This is a genomic window from Terriglobus albidus (assembly GCF_025685425.1).
GTDB lineage: Bacteria > Acidobacteriota > Terriglobia > Terriglobales > Acidobacteriaceae > Terriglobus > Terriglobus albidus.
This window is the reverse complement of record NZ_JAGTAS010000027.1, coordinates 66,244-87,287: the sequence shown is the minus strand read 5'-3', so window position 1 is coordinate 87,287 and position 21,044 is coordinate 66,244. Positions and strand designations below refer to the sequence as shown.

Below are 21,044 nucleotides of genomic sequence, written 5' to 3'. Positions count from 1 at the left end.
ACACCTCAGACCATGGATCCATCAGTACAACTGGCACCGACCTCATGCTAGCCTCAATCAAGCTCCACCCATCAGCAGATCCGGCCTCAAAGACAACAACCTGTTGAGACACCACAGCTAAAGCCGCGTCTTTGCCGGACTTGGTACGGCATGGCTAAAGCCATGCCCTTAAGCAAGGCATTCGCGCGTTGCGCGAATCGAGAAACAAAGTCGACGGAGTGAGCTTGTGATGGAAATTGCGATGTTTCGTTCCACCATGAGCTCTAAGAGATGAGGAGGCTCTTTGTCTTGCTTAAGGGCACGGCTTCAGCCGTGCCGTAATAACGGGCCCAAAAGTCGCGGCTTTAGCCGCTGAGGTACTTGCTTGACATCTTCGCTCAGCGAAATAGCTCACGTTACTGCCCTACGAGATGACAAAACAAAAATGTACTTCACCCTTATGCACGCAGCTTGTCCTGCAACTCCGTGAACGCTACCTTCACCTGCTCACCCGTCGCGAAGGTCTTCACCGTCGCCGTGCCGCTGGCCACCTCGTCCTCACCAAGGATGAGAATCGTCCGCGCCACGCGATCCGCTGCTTCAAAGCTCTTCTTCAGACGGAAGCTTCCATCGCCGATCTCAACCGTCAGCCCAGCACGGCGCAGATTGCGCGCCAGCTTCAGCGCAGCCGCATTTTGCCCCTCGCCCATCGGAGCGATGTAGGTATCCATCTTCTTTTCCGGAGCCGCATTGCCGGCAGCAGCTTCCGCCTCTGCCTGAGCCTGCAGCGTCAACACCAGTCGATCTTCGCCGATGGCAAAGCCAATGCCGGGAGCTTTTGGTCCACCGATAATCTCGCTCAGGCCGTCATACCGGCCGCCGCCCAGCAGCGCATTCTGCGTTCCCAGGCCGGTCTCCGTCACGAACTCGAAGGTCGTACGTGTGTAGTAGTCCAGACCACGAACCAGCCGGGGATTCACCGTATAGGGCACACCGCAGGCATCCAGTGCCGCCAGCACTTGCTCGAAGTGCGACTTCGAGCTCGCGTCCAGATAATCAGCAATCTTCGGCAGGCCGTTGATCAGCTCCTGATCGGCCTCTTCCTTCGAATCCAGAACGCGCAGTGGATTGGTCTCCGCGCGGCGCTGATTGTCCGGCGACATCTTGTCCTTGATCGGCGCCAGCGCATCACGCAGCGCGGTCAAATAGCGCGGACGATCGGTGGAGCTGCCCACCGAGTTGATCATCAGCTTCCAATCCTTCACTCCCAACTCATCGAGGAAGGTTGCAAGCATCTCCACGATCTCCGCATCGCGAACCGGCGACTCCGATCCCGATGACGATGGTCCGATGACCTCCGCTCCAATCTGGAAGAACTGGCGATAACGGCCCTTCTGTGGACGCTCACGGCGGAACTGAGGACCGATGTAATACAGCTTCTGCAACTGTCCGGTCTCACCCAGTTTGTGCTCAATATAGGCGCGCACAACTCCCGCGGTATTCTCCGGGCGCAACGTCAGCGACTGCGACTTCTCGCTCGCTGCACGCGCGCGGTCCTCCCAGGTGAACATCTCCTTGGAAACGATATCGGTCTCTTCACCAACACCACGGGCAAAGAGCTCCGTCGCTTCAAAGATCGGCGTGCGGATCTCACCGAAGCCGTAACGTGCGAAGACAGAGCGTGCGACCGAATCGATATGGTTCCAGAGCGCAGTATCAGGCGGCAGCAGATCGCGCGTGCCGCGGGGTGCTTTAAGCGTAGCCATCAAGGATTAAGTCTACCGGAATGTCTCACACGAGCCACCGAAGCAGTGGCCCATGTCCGGGGTCCCCAACGAACTTGTTCGTTGGGGTGGTGTCCCTCGGGACATGGGGCATTCGAGCTACACTCGAACCGTCTTTTCGCAGGATCGTAAAAAATTTGCGTTGCCCGCCCTTTTGCCGAGTACGAGGCAGATTTCTCCGCTATCGCTTAGTTTAGGCTCTCCCTTTCAGTAGAAGTTAAGGTCAACCCGCTACCTTTCATAGAGCACTCCTGTGCCGTTGGATTAGAGCCGTATGCCCCCTGCACTTCGTATCGTTATTCGCCTGCTCACACCATTGTTCCTGCTCTCCGCCGCATGGGCGCAGACCAGCTCGACCGTCAGCGGCAATGCCCTTGACACCACCGGAGCTCTGATTCCGCATGCTCACGTCACCCTGCAACGAGCCGATGGCGCCGCCCTCGAAACAGAATCCGACTCGTCAGGTCAGTTCCATATCGCGAACGTAAAACCGGGCAACTACACGCTGCGTATCGCTGCCGATGGCTTTCAGACATTGGAGAAGCCGCTCGCCATTCCATCGCAGACTCGCACACCGCTCCGCCTTACGCTGGCCGTGATGGGCGCCGTTGCCGACGTCAATGTAAATGCCGAGGAGCAAACGCTGCAGGTCAACACAGACACCAGCAATAATCAGAGCGCAACCGACGTCGATCGCGATGCCCTGGATCGTCTTCCCGTCTTCGACGGCGACTACATCACGACGCTCTCACGCTTTCTCAGCACCGATGCCGTTGGCACCTCCGGCGTCACGCTGGTCGTCAATGGAGCCGAAGCCAACGGAGCCGGCGTCACCGCCTCCGGAGTGCAGAGTGTCAGGATCAACCAGAATCCATACACCGCGCTCTACGCCTCGCCTGGGCGCGCGCGTATCGAGATCACCACCAAGGGCGGTACCGACCACTTCCACGGCTCGTTGAACGCGCTGGGACGCAAATCCATCTTCGACGCCCGCAATCCATTCGCCCGTACCAAGCCCGCAGAGAGCAGGCTCTTCTTCGAAGGCGCTGTCACCGGTCCTCTGCGCGTCGGTCGCAAGTCCACTTTCCTGGTCACCGGTAACCACGACAAGAACCACCAGCAGGCAGTCGTGCTGGCCGCAACACCTTCGGGGCAGGTACAGACCAACGTTCCTAATCCCACGACACACGACTTTTACTCCGCGCGCGCCTTTCACAACTTTCGCGAGGCCGACCAGTTCTGGATTGGCTACTCCTACGAGCGCCGGGCCGTACAGAACGCCGGGATCGGCGGCACTGTTCTCCCGGAGGCCGGCACCGATACCCGCATGTTCGAACACGAGATCAACCTGGGGTATACCCGCGTCATCTCACCGCAGCTGGTCAATCAGCTCCGCTTTCTCGTAGGCAAGAATGAAAACCGGGTGGACAGCATCACCTCCGCACCACAGGTGCTGGTCTCCGGCGCCTTTACCGGAGGCGGAGCACAGGCCGACTTCCGTCGCACAGAGAACCACGTCGATGGCGCCGATATCGTCACCTACACCAAGGGCAAGCACGAGCTGAAAGTCGGCATCGACATTCCGGATATCAGCCGCCGCGGCTTCGTCGACAAGACCAACGGGCTCGGCACCTACACCTTTGCCAGCCTCTCCAGCTACGCCGCGGGAACACCCTCTCTGTATGTCACCCAGCGCGGACAACCGCGGGTTGTCTTCTGGGAGACGATCTTCGGCGGCATCGTGGAAGACACCGTACGCCTGCGCCCCAACCTCTCCATTTCGGCCGGCTTCCGCTACTACTTCCAGAACTACTTCCACAACGTTCCCTTCAACGTCGCGCCGCGGTTGAGCTTCGCGTATGCGCCTTCCACGAAGGGCCGCACTGTGATTCGTGGAGGAGCGGGCCTCTTCTATGACCGCTCTGGGCCATCGCCTATCTCGGACCTGCTGCACTTCGACGGCGTAACGCTGCGCAAATACATCGTCTCGCGCCCCGCATATCCCTTCCCGGGTTCAGCGGTCGCCGCTCTTCCCACCAGCCTGGCTACGCTTGACCCGCGCGTTCGTATGCCGTCGACACTGCAGTTCAGCATCGGTCTCGAAGAGCAGATCACCAGGAGCAGCACGCTCAGCGTGACCTACGTCGGCATGCGCGGCATGAATCTCTTCCGCTCCATCGATGCGAATGCTCCTCTGGAGGGCACAAACATTCGTCCGAACCCAACGTTCGGTCAGATCCGCCTGGTGCAACCCGAAGGCTACGCCAAAGGCAATTCGCTGGAGATCAGTTTCCGCGGACGCCCGACTTCCTACTTCGCCGGTCAGGTGCAGTACATCCTGAGCAAGAGCTACAACAACACGCAGGGCATCACCTGGTTCCCTGCGGACAGCCATACTCCCTTGAATGACTGGGCCCGCTCCGACAACGATCGCCGGCAGAAATTCGACCTGCTCGGCACCTTCACCGCGAAGAAATGGTTCAGCCTGGGCACGGCACTCTCCCTATACTCCGGCCTTCCGGTCAATATCGTGACCGGCAGTGATACCAATGGTGATGGAGTGGCCAACGACCGCCCAACGGGCATCCGGCGCAATGCATTGCATGGCCCCGGCTATGTGAACGTCGACTTCAACCTGGCACATGACTTCGTCCTGACCAAGGACAAGAAGTCTGCGAAGACGTTGACCGTCTCAATCAACTCCTTCAATGTAGTGAACCGTGTAAACCCAACGACCTACGTGGGTGTGATCACCTCACCGTTCTTCGGCAAGCCGGTAGCAGCCCAACCCCCACGCCGTATGCAATTCAACCTGCAGTACAAGTTCTAGGGGCTCCATACCGTTATCAAGTTCGGCCAGAAACTGGTGGGAGCAGCGGGCTTCAGCCCGCTGATTAACAAGCATAAAAACGGGCTTTTAGCCCTGGGCCTTTTCTCCATATGGAAACAAAGGCCCAGGGCTAAAAGCCCAACATTCTTGATGCCCGTAAACCGTGGGCTAAAAAGCCCACGGCTCCCACCTATTCGAGCTTCGCTCGAATAGTTCACCCCCGCGAACCAAGTTCGCCCGGGACCCCGAATCTTCCATCCATTGCTAGCCAATGGATGGAGTACCCGGAGTATTGGTGCCCGAATTTGTTTGACACGCCCTAGGTTCGTCGATTCACCCAAGGCCCATCCATCCCGCTATCATGACAATCGATGGCAGCCCCAACCCTCTCTCTCGCCAACAAGGTCGCTCTCATCACCGGCGGATCCCGCGGCATCGGCGCGGCCACCGTCCGCATGTTTCGCCAGGCCGGAGCGCAGGTTGTCTTCAACTACCGTGCCGCCGCCACCCGCGCCACCCAACTCGTCGAAGAGTGCGGTACCGACGATACCTGCCCGGTCCAGCAGGAGCTCAGCACCATTGAGGACGGCCGCGCCCTGGTCGATGCTGCTGTCCGTGCCTTCGGCCGGCTCGACATCCTGGTCGCCAATCACGGCATCTGGCCACCACACGACCAGCCCATTGGCTCCATGGCCGAAGAACAATGGCGCACGACACTCGGCGTGAATCTCGACTCCATCTTCGGCCTGGTCTCCGCAGCTGCTGCACAGATGCAGAGCCAGCAGCCTGACGCCAACGGAACCCGCGGACATATTGTCCTGGTCGCCTCTACCGCCGCACAGCGCGGCGAAGCCTTCCACGCCGACTACGCCGCCAGCAAAGGCGCGCTGCTCTCGCTGACCAAAAGCCTCTCTTCCGAACTGGCGCCTCAAGGCATTCTGGCCAACTGCGTCGCCCCCGGATGGGTGCAGACCGAGATGAGTGCTGAAGCCCTGAACGGCCCTTCGGCGTCCAAGTATTTGGCGACGATTCCCCTGGGCCGTGCCGCACGGCCGGAGGAGATCGCCGGCCCGATCCTGTTTCTCTGCACGCCGCTGGCCGGCTTCGTCTCCGGCGAGATCTTCAACGTCAACGGCGGAGCAGTACTTGTCGGTTAACCTTTTCCGGGAGTTTGAATGCGCCTGAAGACCTGGTTCTCCACTGCCTTGCTCGCCATCGCCATCGCCCCTTGCGCCTCGGTCGCATTGGCGCAGTCCGCGTCTACCACCGAGGCCTCCGGCGAACAGAAGGCACGCGATCTGCTCGACAAGATGGTCATCGCGCTCGGCGGCGACGGCTGGCTTAACCGCCACGACTGGCTGCTGGAAGGTCAGGTCGGCTACTTCTTCCGTGGACAGCCCACCGGCGCCGTCACTGTCTTCTGGGACTTCCACCGTCAGACCGGCGGCCCCGAAACTGAAGTCGAACGCATCGAGTACACCAAGAAACGCGACATCGTGCAGATGTTCACCGCCAACTCCGCCGACGAGATCACCTTCCGCGGCAAGGTCGCTCTGCCGGAAGACGTCTCGCAGGACTATTTCCGTCGCCGGACCCACTCGATCGAAGTCGTACTTCACGACTGGCTGAAGAAACCCGGGACCATGGTCGTCTTCGAAGGCACCACCATGGTGCAGCGCCGCGTCGCCGACAAAGTGACCGTCATCTCGCCGACCAACGATGCCGTCACCATCGAGCTGGACGCCAACAGCCATCTTCCACTCGCCCGTACCTTCCAGTACCGGAATGAAAAGTACAAGGACTTCGATACTGATCGCGAAGAATACGATGGCTACCACAGTGTGCAGGGCATCCAGACGGCCTATACCGTCACCCGCTTCCGCAACGGAGACATGGTGAACCAGAAGTTCTACACCGACGTGAAGTACAACCAGAACCTCTCCCCGGAGCTCTTCGACATCCAGGCCACCATCGCCGCCAAACAAAAGGTCGGAAAGAAATAGCCCTCGCGGCGGGCCTGAAAACGAAATTCGGTAGAATCGGGGATGTTATGGAGACCGTAGCCACCCCGGAAGCGCAGGCAGTTGCCACGGCGAAGCGCACCATGGACATCAACGAAGTGATGTCCATCCTGCCGCACCGCTATCCTTTCCTGCTGATCGACCGCGTACTCGACCTTCAGGCGCGCGAACGCATCCTTTGCCTGAAGAACGTCACCCGCAACGAAGAGTTCTTCCAGGGCCATTTTCCCGGCCAGCCCATGATGCCTGGCGTGCTGATGGTAGAAGCCATGGCGCAGGCCGGCTGCATCCTGATGCTGAGCGAGTTTGAAGATCACAGCGATAAGCTGCTGGTCTTTACCGGCATTGATGAAGCCAAGTTCCGCCGCCCTGTCACTCCTGGCGACCAGCTCCATATCGAGGCAAAGGTTCTGAACTGGCGCAGCCGCGCCGTCAAAATGCAGGGCACCGTCCATGTCGACGGCAAGCTGGTCTGCGAAGCCGTCATAACCTCGCAGATGATCCCCCGCAACAAGAAGCAAGAGGGCGCGGAGTGAGTATTCATCCCACGGCGATCGTCGCCGAAGGCGCCGTTGTTCCAGCAAGCTGCAGCGTAGGTCCCTATTCCACGATCGGTCCGAATGTCGTTCTCGGCGAGAGCTGCACCCTGGTCTCCCATGTAGTTCTGGATGGCCATACGACCATCGGCTCCGGCAATCGCATTGCCCCCTTCGCCTGCATCGGCATCCCTCCGCAGGACCTCAAATACCGCGGCGAAGCGACGCAGGTGATCATCGGTGACAACAATGACTTCCGCGAGAGCGTGAACGTCTCCCGTGGCACCGCAGGTGGCGGCGGTCTGACCCGCATCGGATCCAACAACCTGTTCATGTGCTTCACCCACATCGGACACGACTCCCAGGTCGGCGACCACTGCATCTTTGCCAACAACGCCACGCTCGCCGGCCATGTCGTCGTGGAAGACTTCGCCACAGTTGGTGCCTTCAGCGCCGTGCATCAGTTCTGCTCCGTGGGCAAATACGCCTACATCGGCGGCGGCACCATGGCCACGCAGGACGTGATGCCCTATTCGCTGACCAGCGCTACCCGCGAGAACCATGCCTATTCGATCAATAAAGTAGGTCTGGAGAGACGCGGATTCACTCCGGAAGAGATCAAACAACTCCGTGCTGCATACCGCCTGATCGTCGGCTCCAGGCTGAATATGAGCGATGCCCTCGCGGCGATCCGCGAGAAGGTCGCTGCGGGCGAGTTCGGAGACAAGGTCGCCTACTTGTCGGAGTTCATCGGCCGCAGCCATCGCGGAGTCATTCGGTGAGCAAAAGCGGCAACGGGAAACTTGGATTGATCGCGGGGAACGGCAGGTTCCCCTTTCTCTTGCTCGATGCCGCGCGTTCGCACGGCCTGACGGTCGTTGTGGCTGCGATCAAGGAAGAGACCGAACCTGAGATAGACGAGATCGCCGCCCGCGACCCCGATGTGCGCGTGCACTGGCTCTCACTCGGTGAGCTCTCGAAACTGATCGAGACCTTTCAGAAAGAGGGTGTCTCCCGCGCTGTCATGGCCGGGCAGGTGAAGCACAAACAGATCTTCTCCTCCATCCGTCCTGACTGGCGGCTGGCGAAGCTGCTGCTGAACCTGCGTACCCGCAACACCGACATGCTTCTGGGCGCCGTCGCCAAGGTACTGAGCGACGAAGGCATCGAGCTCATCTCCTCCACCGCCTACCTGGAACCTCTTCTCGCCAAACCGGGTGTGCTCACCAGCCGGCATCCCGACGAGCAGGAGCTTGCCGATATCGAGTACGGCAGGAAGATCGCTCTCGGCATCGCCGGCTTCGACCTCGGCCAGACAGTCGTTGTTGCGGCCCAGGCCTGCGTTGCGATCGAGGCCATGGAAGGCACCGACGCCACCATTGCCCGCGCCGGGGAGATTTTTCGTACGCTCGAGGATGAGTCTTCTACGCTGGCCCGCCGTCTAACAGTCATCAAGGTAGCCAAGCCCCGTCAGGACATGCGCTTCGACGTGCCTGTGATCGGCCTGAAGACGATTCAGACCATGATCGCCGCGGGAGCAACATGTCTTTCCATCGAGGCCGGGCGCACCCTGATATTCGATCAGACCGCGATTGTTGCCGCGGCCAACGCCGCGAACATTACCATTTCGGTGACATCCGTCTGATAGGTCCAGGAATACACTGGTGACGCTTCACCCAAGGAGAATTGCAGCATGCGTAAAGGTTTGTTTGCCGCAGTCGTCATCGCAGGTCTCGCCCTGTCCGGAACCTTCGCTCTGAAGGCAAAGGCCGCAGGCGACTACCTTCCGGTCGGCTCGAAGGCGCCGGACTTCTCAGCCATCTCGCAGGAAGACAAAGCTGTCCACCTGAGCGATTACAAGGGCAAGTGGGTCGTCCTGTACTTCTACCCCAAGGATCAGACCACGGGCTGCACAATTGAGGCCCACAACTTTCAGCGCGATATCAAGAAGTACGAAGCCGCCAAGGCAGTCGTTCTGGGCGTAAGCCTCGACACCGTGGAGAGCCACAAGACCTGGTGCAGCAAAGACACCTTCGACTTCAAGCTCCTCGCCGACCCGGATCACAAGGTCATCGATGCCTATAACGTCCCCATCTCCGAGCGCGGCACCATGAAGTTTGCCGCCCGTACCACCTACCTGATCGATCCCAAAGGCAAGGTGGTTAAGGTGTGGGAGGTAAAAGACATCCCCAACCACTCCGAACAGGTGCTGGCCGAGATCGCAGCAGCACAGAAGTAGATCTCGTCGCTTTCCCAAAGAGGCCCGCTTCGGCGGGCCTCTTTTGCTGCTCGATACACCAGACATATTCGTTCGTGTTTTGTTCGAACCTAGACGACCTCCTTACCCAAGCTAGCGTTGGGAGGATGGGCACCCAGGCGGGTCATTGAGAGCAATGCTTATCTCACCCGGGTGCCCCACTCTCACGGAGTTAGGGTGGGTTAGGAAGCCCCATATTCCTCACGAATACAGACCCAACTCTGCCGACTCACCGTCGTACAGACGCAAAAAAGCCCGGGCCTCATTCGAGGAACCGGGCTTTTTTGCTTGCCTTAGGTTACAGAGTTACTTGGTGGCCTTCTTGGCGGACTTCTTAGCAGCCTTCTTGACGGCCTTCTTCGCAGTCTTCTTGGCGGCCTTCTTCGCCGGAGCCTTCTTCACAGCCTTCTTTACAGCTTTCTTTGCAGCTTTCTTCGTTGCCAAGGTATTACCTCTCTTCAATGATTTTTGAGCGCCCTTTTTAGCGGCGGCCTTTTGGGGGGTCGCCTTTCCGCCGCGTAGAGCGCTCGACTTCTTCGCGGCAGATTTCGTAGAAACTTTCTTCGCAGCCTTCTTCGCGACGACCTTCTTCGCGGCCTTCTTTGCGACAACCTTCTTGGCTGCTTTTTTCGCTACAGCCTTCTTAACGGATTTAGCGGCGGTTTTCTTTACCGCCTTCTTGGCTGCAGCCTTCTTCGGCGCGGCTTTCTTAGCGGAAGCCTTCTTCGCCGGAGCCTTCACTGCCCGCTGGGGAGCAGCAACAGGAAGCTCGGCCTCCTCCTCCGCGGGCTCATAGGTATGAACCGCGTCGGCTGGCGCCGCCGGAATGCTTGCCTCTTCGGCATGTGGGGCCTCGTGCAGCAGAGGCTCGGCGTCATCATCATCAGAGGTCACCTCGACCTCCTCTTCTTCATCGACTTCGTCGGGGTCGTCTTCGAGCTCGTCGTCGTAGTTGTCTTCTACAGCCGATGCGTGAAGCTTGATGATCTCGTCGTCGTAGGCCATATATCTCCTCCACCCTCTCCTGCAGTTATATAGATTGCAGCTCCGGCGGAACGAATTCTAGCTAAAGAATGCAACGATGAGGAAGCGTTGGCAAGAAGAAGTTGCGTTAGAGGAACTCTTTTTGCTTACCGGCGTCTCCTGGCGGTCGAGCTGGAAGGCCTCTTTGATGCCGTCGCACTCTTCTTCGAAGAGCTCTTTGCGGATGCTGATGACTTCGCACCCGATGCTTTCTTGCGAGTGCCACGCCCCTGTGGCGCAAGCCTTACCGGCTCACTCACGATGAGCGATTTGCCTGCGCTTACCTGGCTTGAACGCAGCATATTCCAGCGCCGCAACTGCTCCACGCTGACACCGAAGCGGTCTGCAACGGTGATCAGCGTATCGCCCCTGCGCATGGTGTAACGCTGAATATGGACGCTCGATGCGCTGGTGGTGCTCACCGGAGCCACTGGAATCACGAGCTCATCGCCCAGATCGAGCGCGCTTCCATCGGCGATGTCATTCACGCTGGCGATGTCGGATGCATGGACGTGGAAGCTCTCCGCGATGGAACTCAACGTTTCGCCGCCGCGCACCTCATGGAAGCGCCAGCTTACGCGCTTAGCTTCCGGAATGGCGCTGATGCGTTTCTGGAACTCATCCTTCGTCCCCGCCGGGATGTGGAGATCGAAGGTCATATCGCGCGGCGTAACCAGCCGCAACAGGCTCGGGTTCAGACCCACCAGCGTCGCGACCGATGAGTTCGTCACGTCCGCCACCAGGCGAAGGTCCACTTGTGAGCTCACCGTCACCGTGTCATAGACTGCGGGAGGCTCCGGATTGATCTCCGTCAGGTTGTACTGTTGCGGGTTCTTCGCCATGATGATGGCCGCGATGATGCCCGGCACATAATTTTTCGTCTCGCCCGGAAGATTGCCGCGCCGGTACAGCTCCCAGAAGTCTGCATAGCCTGTGTGCATGACTGCACGCTGCACATTGCCCGGACCCCAGTCATAGGCAGCAAGCGCCAGGTACCAGTCACCAAACTGGTTATAGAGCTCTTTGATGTACCGCGCATAAGCGCGCGAGGACTTCTCCGGGTCAAACCGTTCGTCCACCCAGCCGTTACGCGTAAGCCCATATGCGCCGGCAAATGGCATGAACTGCCACATGCCTCCCGCGCCGCTCTTCCCATTCAATGCCTGCGGCTGAAAGCCGGACTCGGCGACCGCAAGATAAATCAGGTCCTGCGGTACACCTTCCTCGCGCAGGATCTTCTGAATCATGTCCTTGTACTTGCCGGCACGCTCCAGCGATCGCAGCAGGTGCACGTGACCGCTGGGAGACTTGGTGAAGTAATTGATAAAACCGGCGACGTAATCATTCACCGCCAGCGGAAAGTCTGACGTCGTGGTGCGCAGTTCGGCATTCAATCTTGCGGTCAGCTCGGGATCGGGAGAGAAGGTCACTTCATTGGCCGCGTCCAGAGGTGCGGCCTCCAGCTTCGGAGAGAAACCGGTGCCCTGCTTCAATGCGTCCAGCTCCAGCGCATTCACGGCGGTGACCACGCGCTCGAACTCGTCATTGAGCTGCTGGATCGACCGGATATCCAGACCGCTGGTCAGCATCATGTCGACCGATGCATCGAAATCCATGCGCGCCGCGTCGAGTCTTCCGGCACGATAGTTCTGCAGACCGGAGTTATAGCTGCGATCTACCTGGTTGATGAGCTGCTGTACCCGCGTTGCCTGCGCGCGGGCAGCGTAGTCGGGAACCTGAGGAGCTGCGGCCGGCGCCGGCGTGGCCGTAATCGTCGGAGGAGCCTGCGGTGTGGGCGCCTTGACCGGCTGCTGCTGGGGACACCCCGTAAGAAACACCACGGGGGTGCAGGCCAGGCCCAAAAGTACTTTGCCGAATCGGGTCGGCATGGAGTTAGATCGACGCACGCAGTTCCTGCTCATTGTATGACGCCGGCTTCTCCCAATGGTTGCGGTCCTTCCAGCCCACGCGGATGTTAAGATGGAGGTTGAGGCTGTTCCCACCCGAGATGGATCCTAAATACATCCGAAACTTCGCGATCATCGCGCACATCGACCACGGCAAGTCCACACTCTCAGATCGTCTGCTGGAGATGACTGGCTCTTTGACCGCGCGCGAGATGCAGGCTCAGGTGCTGGATGCCATGGACCTGGAGCGCGAGCGCGGCATCACCATCAAGGCCCACTCGGTCCGCATGATGTACACCGCGCGCGATGGACAGACCTACCAGTTGAATCTCATCGATACACCCGGCCACGTGGACTTCAGCTACGAGGTCTCGCGCTCGCTTGCCTCCTGCGAGGGAGCGCTGCTGGTCGTCGATGCCTCGCAGGGCGTCGAGGCCCAGACCCTGGCCAACGCCTATCTCGCCATCAACAACGGTCTCGAGATCATCCCGGTCATTAATAAGATCGATCTTCCCAGCGCCGATATCCCGCGTACCAAGGAGATGATCGAGCAGGCGGTCGGCCTGCCCGCGGACCACGCGGTCCCGGTCTCCGCGAAGACCGGCCTCGGTGTCGACGAGATTTTGGAGTCTATCGTTCATCTGCTGCCATCTCCAAAAGGCGATAGCAACGCTCCCCTGCAGGCGCTGATCTTCGACTCCTGGTTCGATGCCTACCGCGGCGTAATCGTACTTGCCCGTATCATCAACGGCCGCATGTACAAGGGCCAGAAGATCAAGCTGATGTCGAACGGCAAGGTCTTCGACATTGAGAACCTCGGCGTCCTCACCCCCAAGCCGGTTGAGATCGAATCTCTCAGCGCCGGAGAGGTCGGCTTCTTCGTCGCCACCATCAAGAACGTCGCCGATACCAAGATCGGCGATACCGTTACCGACGCCAGCCATCCCGCATCGGAGATGCTGCCCGGCTTCGAAGACATCAAGAGCATGGTCTTCGCCGGACTCTACACCGTAGACTCCCATGAGCACACCCTACTGCGCGACGCTCTCGAGAAGTTGCGTCTGAACGACTCCAGCTTCTTCTTTGAACCGGAAAGCTCGGCCGCACTTGGCTTCGGGTTCCGCTGCGGCTTCCTCGGTCTTCTCCACATGGAGATCATCCAGGAGCGCCTGGAGCGCGAATTCAATCTCGATCTCATCACCACCGCCCCCGGCGTGCGCTACAAGATCACCATGACCGACGGCTCGGTCCTCGAGGTGGACAATCCATCGCGCTGGCCGGAGGTCACCTCAATCGAAAAGATCGAAGAACCGATCATCACCGCGATGATCATGACCAACGAAGAATATGTCGGCGGCATTCTGAAGCTGGTGGAAGAGAAGCGCGGTAAGCAGAAGAACTTCGAGTACGTCACACCGACACGCGTCATGCTGACCTACGAGCTGCCGTTGAACGAGATCGTGCTCGACTTCTATGACCGCCTGAAGTCCGTCTCGCGCGGTTACGCCTCGCTGGACTATCACCTCACCGGCACGTGGGTCTCGCCGATGGTGAAGATGGATATCCTCGTCTCCGGCGAACCGGTTGATGCACTCTCCATCATCGTTCACCGTGATGTCGCCTATGAACGCGGTAAGGCACTCGTCCACAAGATGAAGGAGCTGATCCCCCGGCAGATGTTCGAGGTCGCGATCCAGGCTGCGATCGGTTCAAAGATTGTCGCCCGCGAAACGGTCTCTGCTATCCGCAAGAACGTAATCGCCAAGTGCTACGGCGGCGACATCAGCCGTAAGCGCAAACTGCTGGAAAAGCAGAAGGAAGGCAAGAAGCGGATGAAGCGTATCGGCAAAGTCGACATTCCGCAGGAGGCCTTTCTCGCCGTCCTCAAGATCGGGGAAGACTAGGCTTGCACTGCCGTCCCGGACGATTGTCTCTTTAGATTCAGCAGGATCATTAACGGTGGTGTAACACGATCTGTGGAAAGCCTGCTCCCGGTCCGTAATGGGAAAAAGCCCAAAACCATCTCTGCCCCGCTGTCAAACAATTCCTTTAAATCAATGAAAACAAGTCCCTTACACGCCTACTCCGAACCATAGATAGTGCATTCTTCAACAACGGATCCGCGTTTTCCCGCCGATACCCAAAAGTGATCCACAGAATTTTCCACAGGAATACGCAAAGGGCCGGAGGATATCCTCCGGCCCTTTTGGTTTGGTTTCGCGGAATCTGTTTTACTTCTTCGGCGTCGTCGACGGATGCGGCGTCGTCGACGGACGCGGCGTTGCCGGCTTGGTGGCCGACGGAGCGGACGGCGGAGGAGCAGCAACACCGGACTGCGTGTTGTAGGCATCCACAACGGCCTGCGAGATATCGGTGTTCGGAGTCGCCCACATGACATTGCTCTGCTGGCTGCCGATGTCGATCAGGAGCGTGTAGCCATTCTTGGCAACATACTGCTGGGCTACCTGGCTTACCTTGCCGGCGATCTTGCTGATAGCTTCCTGCAGATCCTGGTTGTAAGCAGCCTGTGCATCCTCGGCATCGCGGTTGAGCTGCTTTTCCTTCGTGTCGATGGTGCGGGCGCGGCTGGCCTTCTCATCGTCCGAGAGGTTGGTACCGCTCTGGAGCTGCTTCTTCAGTGAATCGACCTCGCTACCCGCAGCTTCGATCTTGGCCTTGGTGGGCTCGTACTTCTTCTGGATAGTGGCGACTGCCTGCTGGCCCTCGTTGGTGGCCAGAACCACCTGCTCGAAGGCGATCAGAGCGATCTTCGCGGGAACGGCTTCGGGCTTCACCTGCTGCGGCGCCGCAGCGGGAGCAGCGGCCTGCGGAGCGGCGGTCTGTGCCAGAGCGGGAGCCGCGATGCCGGCGGCGATCGCGGAAATGAGAAGAACGTTACGATTCATGCGGATGGTGAAACTCCTTGATGGTCGATGTGACCCGTATACCTCTACACCTTGGTTCCTGCGTGCATGCGATGCGGCGACTCGACCGCTCTCCATCGTTCAGCCGGTTGTCGCGGGGGTGAAACGAGATGGCGCTGCTCTCAGGGAACTGACGAAATTATAGGCGGGCCGTTAGCACCGTGCAAGATAACGGGCACGCCTATGGAGCTATTTCACCGCTCGTCAAAGATCCCGCTGAACCCCGCCAAATCCGTTTAATCTCAGACTTCGCCGAGGAACTCCCTATGATTCGCTCCAGGAGTCTGGTGATGTTATTGATTGCGCTGGTCATCGACCAGAGCCGCAGAAACTGCCTCTCGACCAGTTCTTATCCCGGAGGAAGAGCGTCCATGGATGGTGCCGGCGGTGGAGATCAAGCTGATTGAAGCGGAGGGGAACGTTTGAAAGGAATCTTCCTGGCATAAAAGTTTGGTACCTCAGCGGCTGAAGCCGTGTCTTTGCCGGACTTGGTACGCATGGCTGAAGCCATGCCCTTAAGCAAGACGATCACGCATTGCGCGATCGATCACTCGGATGAACAAGTTCATTCGAGTGATTGGCGACGACTCTTAGAAAGTCTGCCTCACAATCTAAGAGATCGCTTCTATGTTCCCGCAACGCGCGAATGTCTTGCTTAAGGGGACGGCTTTCAGCGTCCCGTACCGGGAGGTAATAGGAAAGCGGCTTCAGCCGCTGAGGTACCAAACCTTTTATGCAGAGCTATTAGAAAGCAGATTCTCCGCTACGCTTTACCCCAAGCCAGCAAAGGCCAGGATCCCGCAGCTCCGAAAATGACAAACAAAGGGCTCTGCAAGGTTGGAAGAGCAGTGTGTTCCTTCGCCGTTTTTCTATCGATACAGTTCTAAGCCTGTGCGATCGGCGTGCTGGAGGGATCTGGTACCGCAATTACGGCGGCTACCGGGCGCTTCTGCTGGAAACACTGACGGCAGAGGACGGGGCGTCCTTGCGTCGGTTTGAAGGGCACGGTCGTCTCTACGCCACACTCGCTGCACTGCGTGCGCGTCTCAGTTCGAGTGTTAGGAGCAGAACCGGTTCCCCGCGCTGCCCGCTTCGCCTTGCAGGGCTTGCAGCGCTTGGGATCGTTCTTGAACTGTTTGTCGAAGAAAAATAGCTGTTCCCCGGCAGTGAAGACGAACTCACTGCCACAGTCGGAGCACTTCAGAATACGGTCCACAAACTCCATGGGGGCTTCTTTCGTTACTAACGTAAAAGAAGGCATCACGCCAGACAGCGCGTAGAAACCATAAACCTATTTCTTTGTCAGTGCTTGGGCCCGGAGAGCCGTGGAACCGGCTCCGTATCTTCCATTAGACGGCTTACTTACGCCGAAAGTCGCCGGGGACAAGAGAAGACCTCGACGGAGAAGTTCATCATCTTTCGATGGCAGGACCGCCGGCATCCGTGCCGCGGTCCTGCCGGTACTGCGGTTAGTCCTGCTCCTTGCGCGACTTCTTGCGGTTGCGCTTGCGGGCCAGGGCTTCCTTTACACGCCGCTTTTCACCCGGCTTCAGGTAGAAGGAATGACGCTTTACTTCCTTGATAATGTCTTCCTGCTGCACCTTGCGCTTAAAACGGCGCAGGGCATTTTCAAGGGGTTCGCCTTCTTGAACTCGAACCTCTGCCAATGGAGATACACCTCACTCCCGTCCCGATAAGGGATCATCTAAGAATATCTGATTTTCGGCCAATTGCCAGGAAATCCAGCGTTCTGCACCGGAAATGGTGCAACCGGATCATGCCATTCGCCGGGAGAAAAGCCACAGGGTCAGCAACGCCAGTTCGCCCACAAAAATTGCCTCCGCCAGGGTGAAGTTCGATGGCCTGGATGTAGCCACCACCAGCAGAACCATAGCCAATAATGCTACGCACACCATGGCCAGCCGCCGTGAGTAGGTGTAGCGAAAGACCGGCATCATCGAGCGGGCCGGCGCCTGCTCCGGCAGACGAGATGCGAGACGCGCCGCGAACCCCTCAGGCACGATGACATGCGGTCCACGGTCAAGGGCCTCCGCGATGCGGAGATCGAGATTCTGATTCCGGTCGAGATCTTCAGTCATGCCCTTACCCTTTCGTTGATCCTAACAGCGGATTTCGCTGTTTCCGGCTCCATCGCCTGCTCTACTCTCTGCTTCAGACGTGTGCGAGCACGGTGCAGATGCGTCCGCACGGTATTAATCGGGAGATTCAGCGTCAGCGCGATCTGTTCGTAGGTCTGCTCTTCCTGATGGAAGAGGATCAGCACGGTCCGCTCTACTGGAGTCAGCGTCATCATCTGCTGCTGCACCATCGACCAGAACTCTTCAGAGAGAAGCTGCTGCTCCGCCCCCGGATCCCGATGCGCCAGCCGATCTTCAAGCGTTGGACCGCCGTCCTCTTCTCCTGCCGACATGGGAAGCAGCGGGTCGTCGACACGGCGGCGGCGCTTCCACTCATCCTGCGCTACGTTCACCGTAATGCGATACAGATAGGTCGACAGCATCGCCTCACCTCGAAATGTGGGCAGCGCCCGGTACAGCCGCAGAAACACCTCCTGCGCCAGATCCTCCAGATTTTCCCGGCGGTTCACCAGCCGGGCAAGGGTGCGGAAGACCTGCTGCTGGTGTTCTTGCACGATCTGTTCGAATTGGGCGCTGGTCTGCAAAGTCGGTAGGACTGAGATTGTCGCCGAAAGTTTCACCCATATCGCCTGAAACTTTCTCATCGCCTTACAGTCTTACGCCCGCAGAACACAAGGAGGTACAGCAGATGGAAGTACTACACACCCCATTCGTTATTCCGGTAGCAGCCTTCGCCATGATCGTCATCCTCGGCGTCGGCGGTATGGTCTCGGGCTATCACGAAAAGAAACTCAAAGTGGAGCAACGGATGGCTGCGCTGCAGCGAGGCATTCCCCTCGAGCAAATCGAGAAGGTCTTCGGCGCGGTAGAACGTGCCGAGCAGGAACGTGGGGACCCTCTGCGCGGTATGAAGAATGCGCGCCGTGCAGCCCTGATTCTGATGGCCGTCGGCGTCGGCATCATCGCCACATGTCTTATGCTGACCCTGATTCTCCAGGTCCGGGAGATCCTGGCAGGCGCGGCCGGTGGTTTGATTCCGGTAGCAATCGGCATCGGATTCTGGATCGACTACAAGATTCAGGCGCGTGAGATGGAGCGCCTGGGTCTTGTCGTCGGCGAAGAGTGAGTAGAATCGAGCGCATGATCCGCTCCTATCAGGGAAAGACGCCCATTGTTGGCCAGGGCTGCTATATCGATCAATCCGCGCAGGTGATCGGCGATGTCACCTTCGGCGATCACAGCTCCGTCTGGATGAATGCCGTTGTCCGCGGCGACGTCAATGCGATCCGCATCGCATCGAAGACCAATATCCAGGACTGCGCCGTGCTGCACGGCATGCGCTATGTCCACCCGGTCCATATCGGTGAGTTGGTCACCATCGGCCACTCAGCCGTTGTCCATGGATGCACGGTCGAGGACGCTGTCCTGGTCGGCATGCACGCCACTATCCTTAACGGCGCACGGATTGGCGAAGGCTCCATCATTGCGGCAGGAGCCCTGATTCCGGAGGGCACCGTCATTCCGCCGCGTTCCCTGGTGGCCGGTCTGCCGGGCAAGGTCCGCCGCCAGCTCGACGACAAAGACCGCGAGATGATTCTGCAATACGCCAACAACTATCTCGACTACACGAAGATCTATCTGGAAGAAACCAAATAGTTGCTGGTTGCTAGTTCCTGGTTGCTAGTTGCGTTTCACAAGCCGGGTGCCCCACCCTCGCAACGCTAGGGTGGGTAAGGAAGCCCTGAAATTCCGATCAAAATAGAACTTCTTGTCGCCGACCCAATTTACGCCAGCGAGTTCCACAAGGCCAGACGGGCCTGTAGTGCTGCCTCCGCTGCATCCGCCGCTTCCTGCCAACGTACCGGATCATTTCCACACAGCTTGGCCACCATCTTCAGGGCCATTGGTCCGTGCTCGCCGCCATCGACTTCAATGTGCCGGTTCAGATACCAGAGGAAGGTTTCAAGCTTTGGCTGCAGCTCCGGTGCAAGCCGGTCGAGAAAGCCCTGGAACATATCCGGGATCAGGTCTTCGCGTCCGAAGGTAAACGCCGACGCGATGGTATGCAGCTTACCGGTCTCAATCAACGCAAAGGTTTGCCGCACGAACGCCGCCGCCCCCATGGGAGCAACAGCAGCGACCAGAGCTCTCTGTACGCCCGTGCCGCTACGAAGCAGTGCGAGGAAGGCATCGATGGACTGGGTCGAAGCTCCGGCCGAACGCATGGCGAGCAGATAAAGCTCGAAGTGCGACATGTGCTGATGGGCGTAAACATCGCTCTCCTCACCCAGAACGATCTGGTTCACCAGATGGCAGGAGACGGGATCCGGCGACGGCAGCCAGGGAACGTCGACACACGTCAGACCGCGCTGCAGAGCCTTCAGCAGCGACATGAAATCCCACACCGCATAGACGTGCGTCTCCATGAAGCGATGCAGATCGCCCATCGTGTGGAAGGAGGAGAAGAGAGGATGCGCAGCCAGCTCATTGTGCAGCGGCTGAATCCGTTGCTGAAGTTGCGCCAACTGGCCGGTGGCAAAGTCTACATTCACGTCGTTAAGCATCGCATGCTGGAGCATTTCCTGTAGGTGTACTGTAGGGTTTTCTCATCTATGGGCATTTTCCGCAATGAAAACGCCGCTGCACTCCTCTTCCGGGATACCCAGCAACAGGGAAAAGGCTCTATCTCAATTTCTTCTCTGCCACTTTCACTGCTTCCTCTACTACCTTGCGAGCGCGCTTCTCGCGGCTCTCCGGCGTGCGGTAATAGAAGATGGCCAGCAGGCTATTACGCCGCTGAACCTTTGTCATCAGTTCCCAGCCTCTCTCCGCCAGCGGATTCTCACGGAAGAGCATGACCAGGATAGGCGGCGTGATCTGCTCGCCCTCCATGGTGAGCATCACGCGCTCAAGGAACCGCTCCGTACGCTCTTTCAGGGCCTCCGGAGTTTTGGGCTCTGCCATATAACGCCCAATGTCATGTTTGGTCGAATCAGAAAACTCGTCATAAAACTTCTTGAGCGCGCGGTCTTTCTTCAGGTAGGGCACGAGCGTAGGCGGCACACCGAAGTCACGCTCCTCCAGATCGGGCTCCATGGTGATGGTGACCACGGAACCCGGCGCCGCTTTTGCCCCCTTCTGCATCGTCTTGTTCACCAGAAGAAAGAAACCGCCACCACCGCTTTTAGGAAAGAGCGAGCTGCGAAAGGCATGACCGTTGACATCCCCTCGCACCCGCAGCCGCTTCCGCTCCGGCCAGGCCTTCGCCGGATCAAAAGGAAGATACGCAACGACCCATCCCAGATTTCCCTGGAGATGCTCCAGCGTGGCTTTGAAGGTCTTGGGTTTGTTCTTCGACGGCGGCATGGAGGCCATTATATGAACGCCTTACTGAAACGGCGAGAAAGAATCTGTACCTCAGCGGCTAAAGCCGCATCTTTTCTAGCCCCAATATGGGACGGCTGAAGCCGTCCCCTTAAGCAAGACATTCGCGCGTTGCGCGAACCAAAAGGCAAGGTCGCGGAGTGAATGACAGAGCACGTGTTGGGAAATCAGCGTACGGTTCGCGAAAGTCTAAGAGTTGAGAATAGAGTTTCTTTTGTTTTGCTTAAGGGCACGGCTTCAGCCGTGCCGAAATAGCTGCAAAATGACCTCGGCTTTAGCCGCTGAGGTACCACTTTTCTT

At 58.6% G+C, this 21,044-nt stretch carries 21 protein-coding genes and 1 pseudogene; 12 read left to right on the top strand and 10 right to left on the bottom strand.

Annotation, left to right across the window (positions count from 1 at the left end; translation table 11 throughout):
* Nucleotides 1-121 (top strand): annotated as a pseudogene (locus tag OHL21_RS05315) (IS481 family transposase); the annotation flags it as partial.
* A 316-nt stretch (nt 122-437) separates the two neighbouring features.
* On the opposite strand, the gene hisS reads toward OHL21_RS05315, so the two are convergent.
* Nucleotides 438-1,745 carry a histidine--tRNA ligase gene (hisS, locus tag OHL21_RS05310; protein WP_263416207.1) on the bottom strand — a complete coding sequence of 436 codons (1,308 nt, stop codon included), beginning with the start codon at nt 1,743-1,745 and terminating at the stop codon, nt 438-440.
* A 292-nt stretch (nt 1,746-2,037) separates the two neighbouring features.
* Here hisS and OHL21_RS05305 point away from each other — a divergent pair, with 292 nt between their 5' ends.
* The 7 genes from OHL21_RS05305 to OHL21_RS05275 all read left to right on the top strand — a co-directional run bounded on the left by OHL21_RS05305 (nt 2,038) and on the right by OHL21_RS05275 (nt 9,389).
* Nucleotides 2,038-4,593, top strand: a complete 2,556-nt coding sequence (locus tag OHL21_RS05305) for a TonB-dependent receptor (RefSeq protein WP_263416206.1) — start codon at nt 2,038-2,040, stop codon at nt 4,591-4,593.
* A gap of 371 nt (nt 4,594-4,964) precedes the next feature.
* Entirely contained in the window at nt 4,965-5,750 is a 786-nt protein-coding gene (locus OHL21_RS05300; protein WP_263416205.1) for an SDR family NAD(P)-dependent oxidoreductase, read from the top strand.
* Nucleotides 5,751-5,768: 18 nt separating this feature from the next.
* Entirely contained in the window at nt 5,769-6,596 is an 828-nt protein-coding gene (locus OHL21_RS05295; RefSeq protein WP_263416204.1) for a hypothetical protein, read from the top strand.
* A gap of 47 nt (nt 6,597-6,643) precedes the next feature.
* Nucleotides 6,644-7,150, top strand: coding sequence for a 3-hydroxyacyl-ACP dehydratase FabZ (gene fabZ, locus OHL21_RS05290; protein ID WP_263416203.1), 507 nt, complete (start codon nt 6,644-6,646; stop codon nt 7,148-7,150).
* Nucleotides 7,147-7,932 carry an acyl-ACP--UDP-N-acetylglucosamine O-acyltransferase gene (gene lpxA, locus OHL21_RS05285; protein WP_263416202.1) on the top strand — a complete coding sequence of 262 codons (786 nt, stop codon included), beginning with the start codon at nt 7,147-7,149 and terminating at the stop codon, nt 7,930-7,932. Before fabZ ends, lpxA begins: the two co-directional genes overlap by 4 nt.
* The gene (locus OHL21_RS05280; RefSeq protein WP_263416201.1) at nt 7,929-8,795 is read left to right on the top strand and encodes an LpxI family protein; all 867 of its coding nucleotides are present in this window, start codon (nt 7,929-7,931) and stop codon (nt 8,793-8,795) included. The genes lpxA and OHL21_RS05280 overlap by 4 nt, the downstream gene beginning before the upstream one ends.
* Before the next feature lie 48 nt (nt 8,796-8,843).
* Nucleotides 8,844-9,389, top strand: a complete 546-nt coding sequence (locus OHL21_RS05275) for a peroxiredoxin (RefSeq protein WP_263416200.1) — start codon at nt 8,844-8,846, stop codon at nt 9,387-9,389.
* A 324-nt stretch (nt 9,390-9,713) separates the two neighbouring features.
* Here OHL21_RS05275 and OHL21_RS05270 read toward each other — a convergent pair whose 3' ends face one another.
* Both OHL21_RS05270 and OHL21_RS05265 read right to left on the bottom strand, forming a co-directional pair.
* Complete coding sequence (locus OHL21_RS05270) at nt 9,714-10,412, bottom strand: hypothetical protein (protein WP_263416210.1); 699 nt, start codon at nt 10,410-10,412, stop codon at nt 9,714-9,716.
* A 125-nt stretch (nt 10,413-10,537) separates the two neighbouring features.
* Nucleotides 10,538-12,319, bottom strand: a complete 1,782-nt coding sequence (locus OHL21_RS05265) for a lytic transglycosylase domain-containing protein (RefSeq protein ID WP_263416199.1) — start codon at nt 12,317-12,319, stop codon at nt 10,538-10,540.
* Nucleotides 12,320-12,438: 119 nt separating this feature from the next.
* On the opposite strand from OHL21_RS05265, the gene lepA reads away from it, so the two are divergent.
* Complete coding sequence (gene lepA, locus OHL21_RS05260) at nt 12,439-14,241, top strand: translation elongation factor 4 (RefSeq protein ID WP_263416198.1); 1,803 nt, start codon at nt 12,439-12,441, stop codon at nt 14,239-14,241.
* A gap of 327 nt (nt 14,242-14,568) precedes the next feature.
* On the opposite strand, the gene OHL21_RS05255 is transcribed toward lepA, so the two are convergent.
* Nucleotides 14,569-15,243, bottom strand: coding sequence for an OmpH family outer membrane protein (locus OHL21_RS05255; protein ID WP_263416197.1), 675 nt, complete (start codon nt 15,241-15,243; stop codon nt 14,569-14,571).
* Between the two features lie 284 nt (nt 15,244-15,527).
* Between OHL21_RS05255 and OHL21_RS05250 the strand changes: the two genes are divergently transcribed.
* A complete protein-coding gene (locus OHL21_RS05250; protein ID WP_263416196.1) occupies nt 15,528-15,668 on the top strand; it encodes a hypothetical protein in 141 nt (46 codons plus the stop codon).
* A 476-nt stretch (nt 15,669-16,144) separates the two neighbouring features.
* Here the strand turns inward: OHL21_RS05250 and OHL21_RS05245 are convergent, their stop codons facing one another.
* The 4 genes from OHL21_RS05245 to OHL21_RS05230 all read right to left on the bottom strand — a co-directional run bounded on the left by OHL21_RS05245 (nt 16,145) and on the right by OHL21_RS05230 (nt 18,004).
* Nucleotides 16,145-16,486, bottom strand: coding sequence for a zinc-ribbon domain containing protein (locus tag OHL21_RS05245; protein ID WP_263416195.1), 342 nt, complete (start codon nt 16,484-16,486; stop codon nt 16,145-16,147).
* A gap of 244 nt (nt 16,487-16,730) precedes the next feature.
* Nucleotides 16,731-16,928 carry a 30S ribosomal protein S21 gene (gene rpsU, locus OHL21_RS05240; protein WP_263416194.1) on the bottom strand — a complete coding sequence of 66 codons (198 nt, stop codon included), beginning with the start codon at nt 16,926-16,928 and terminating at the stop codon, nt 16,731-16,733.
* Between the two features lie 108 nt (nt 16,929-17,036).
* Nucleotides 17,037-17,360, bottom strand: coding sequence for a hypothetical protein (locus tag OHL21_RS05235; RefSeq protein ID WP_263416193.1), 324 nt, complete (start codon nt 17,358-17,360; stop codon nt 17,037-17,039).
* The gene (locus OHL21_RS05230) at nt 17,357-18,004 is read right to left on the bottom strand and encodes an RNA polymerase sigma factor (protein WP_263416192.1); all 648 of its coding nucleotides are present in this window, start codon (nt 18,002-18,004) and stop codon (nt 17,357-17,359) included. The genes OHL21_RS05235 and OHL21_RS05230 overlap by 4 nt, the downstream gene beginning before the upstream one ends.
* Before the next feature lie 44 nt (nt 18,005-18,048).
* Between OHL21_RS05230 and OHL21_RS05225 the strand changes: the two genes are divergently transcribed.
* Together OHL21_RS05225 and OHL21_RS05220 are read left to right on the top strand one after the other, a co-directional pair.
* Entirely contained in the window at nt 18,049-18,486 is a 438-nt protein-coding gene (locus OHL21_RS05225) for a DUF6249 domain-containing protein (protein WP_263416191.1), read from the top strand.
* Nucleotides 18,487-18,500: 14 nt separating this feature from the next.
* Nucleotides 18,501-19,016 (top strand): gamma carbonic anhydrase family protein, encoded by a 516-nt coding sequence (locus OHL21_RS05220; RefSeq protein WP_263416190.1) that lies wholly within the window; start codon nt 18,501-18,503, stop codon nt 19,014-19,016.
* Between the two features lie 128 nt (nt 19,017-19,144).
* Here OHL21_RS05220 and OHL21_RS05215 read toward each other — a convergent pair whose 3' ends face one another.
* Both OHL21_RS05215 and OHL21_RS05210 read right to left on the bottom strand, forming a co-directional pair.
* A complete protein-coding gene (locus OHL21_RS05215) occupies nt 19,145-19,924 on the bottom strand; it encodes a DUF3050 domain-containing protein (protein WP_263416189.1) in 780 nt (259 codons plus the stop codon).
* A 118-nt stretch (nt 19,925-20,042) separates the two neighbouring features.
* Nucleotides 20,043-20,735 carry a YdeI/OmpD-associated family protein gene (locus tag OHL21_RS05210; protein WP_263416188.1) on the bottom strand — a complete coding sequence of 231 codons (693 nt, stop codon included), beginning with the start codon at nt 20,733-20,735 and terminating at the stop codon, nt 20,043-20,045.
* Nucleotides 20,736-21,044 lie beyond the last annotated feature (309 nt).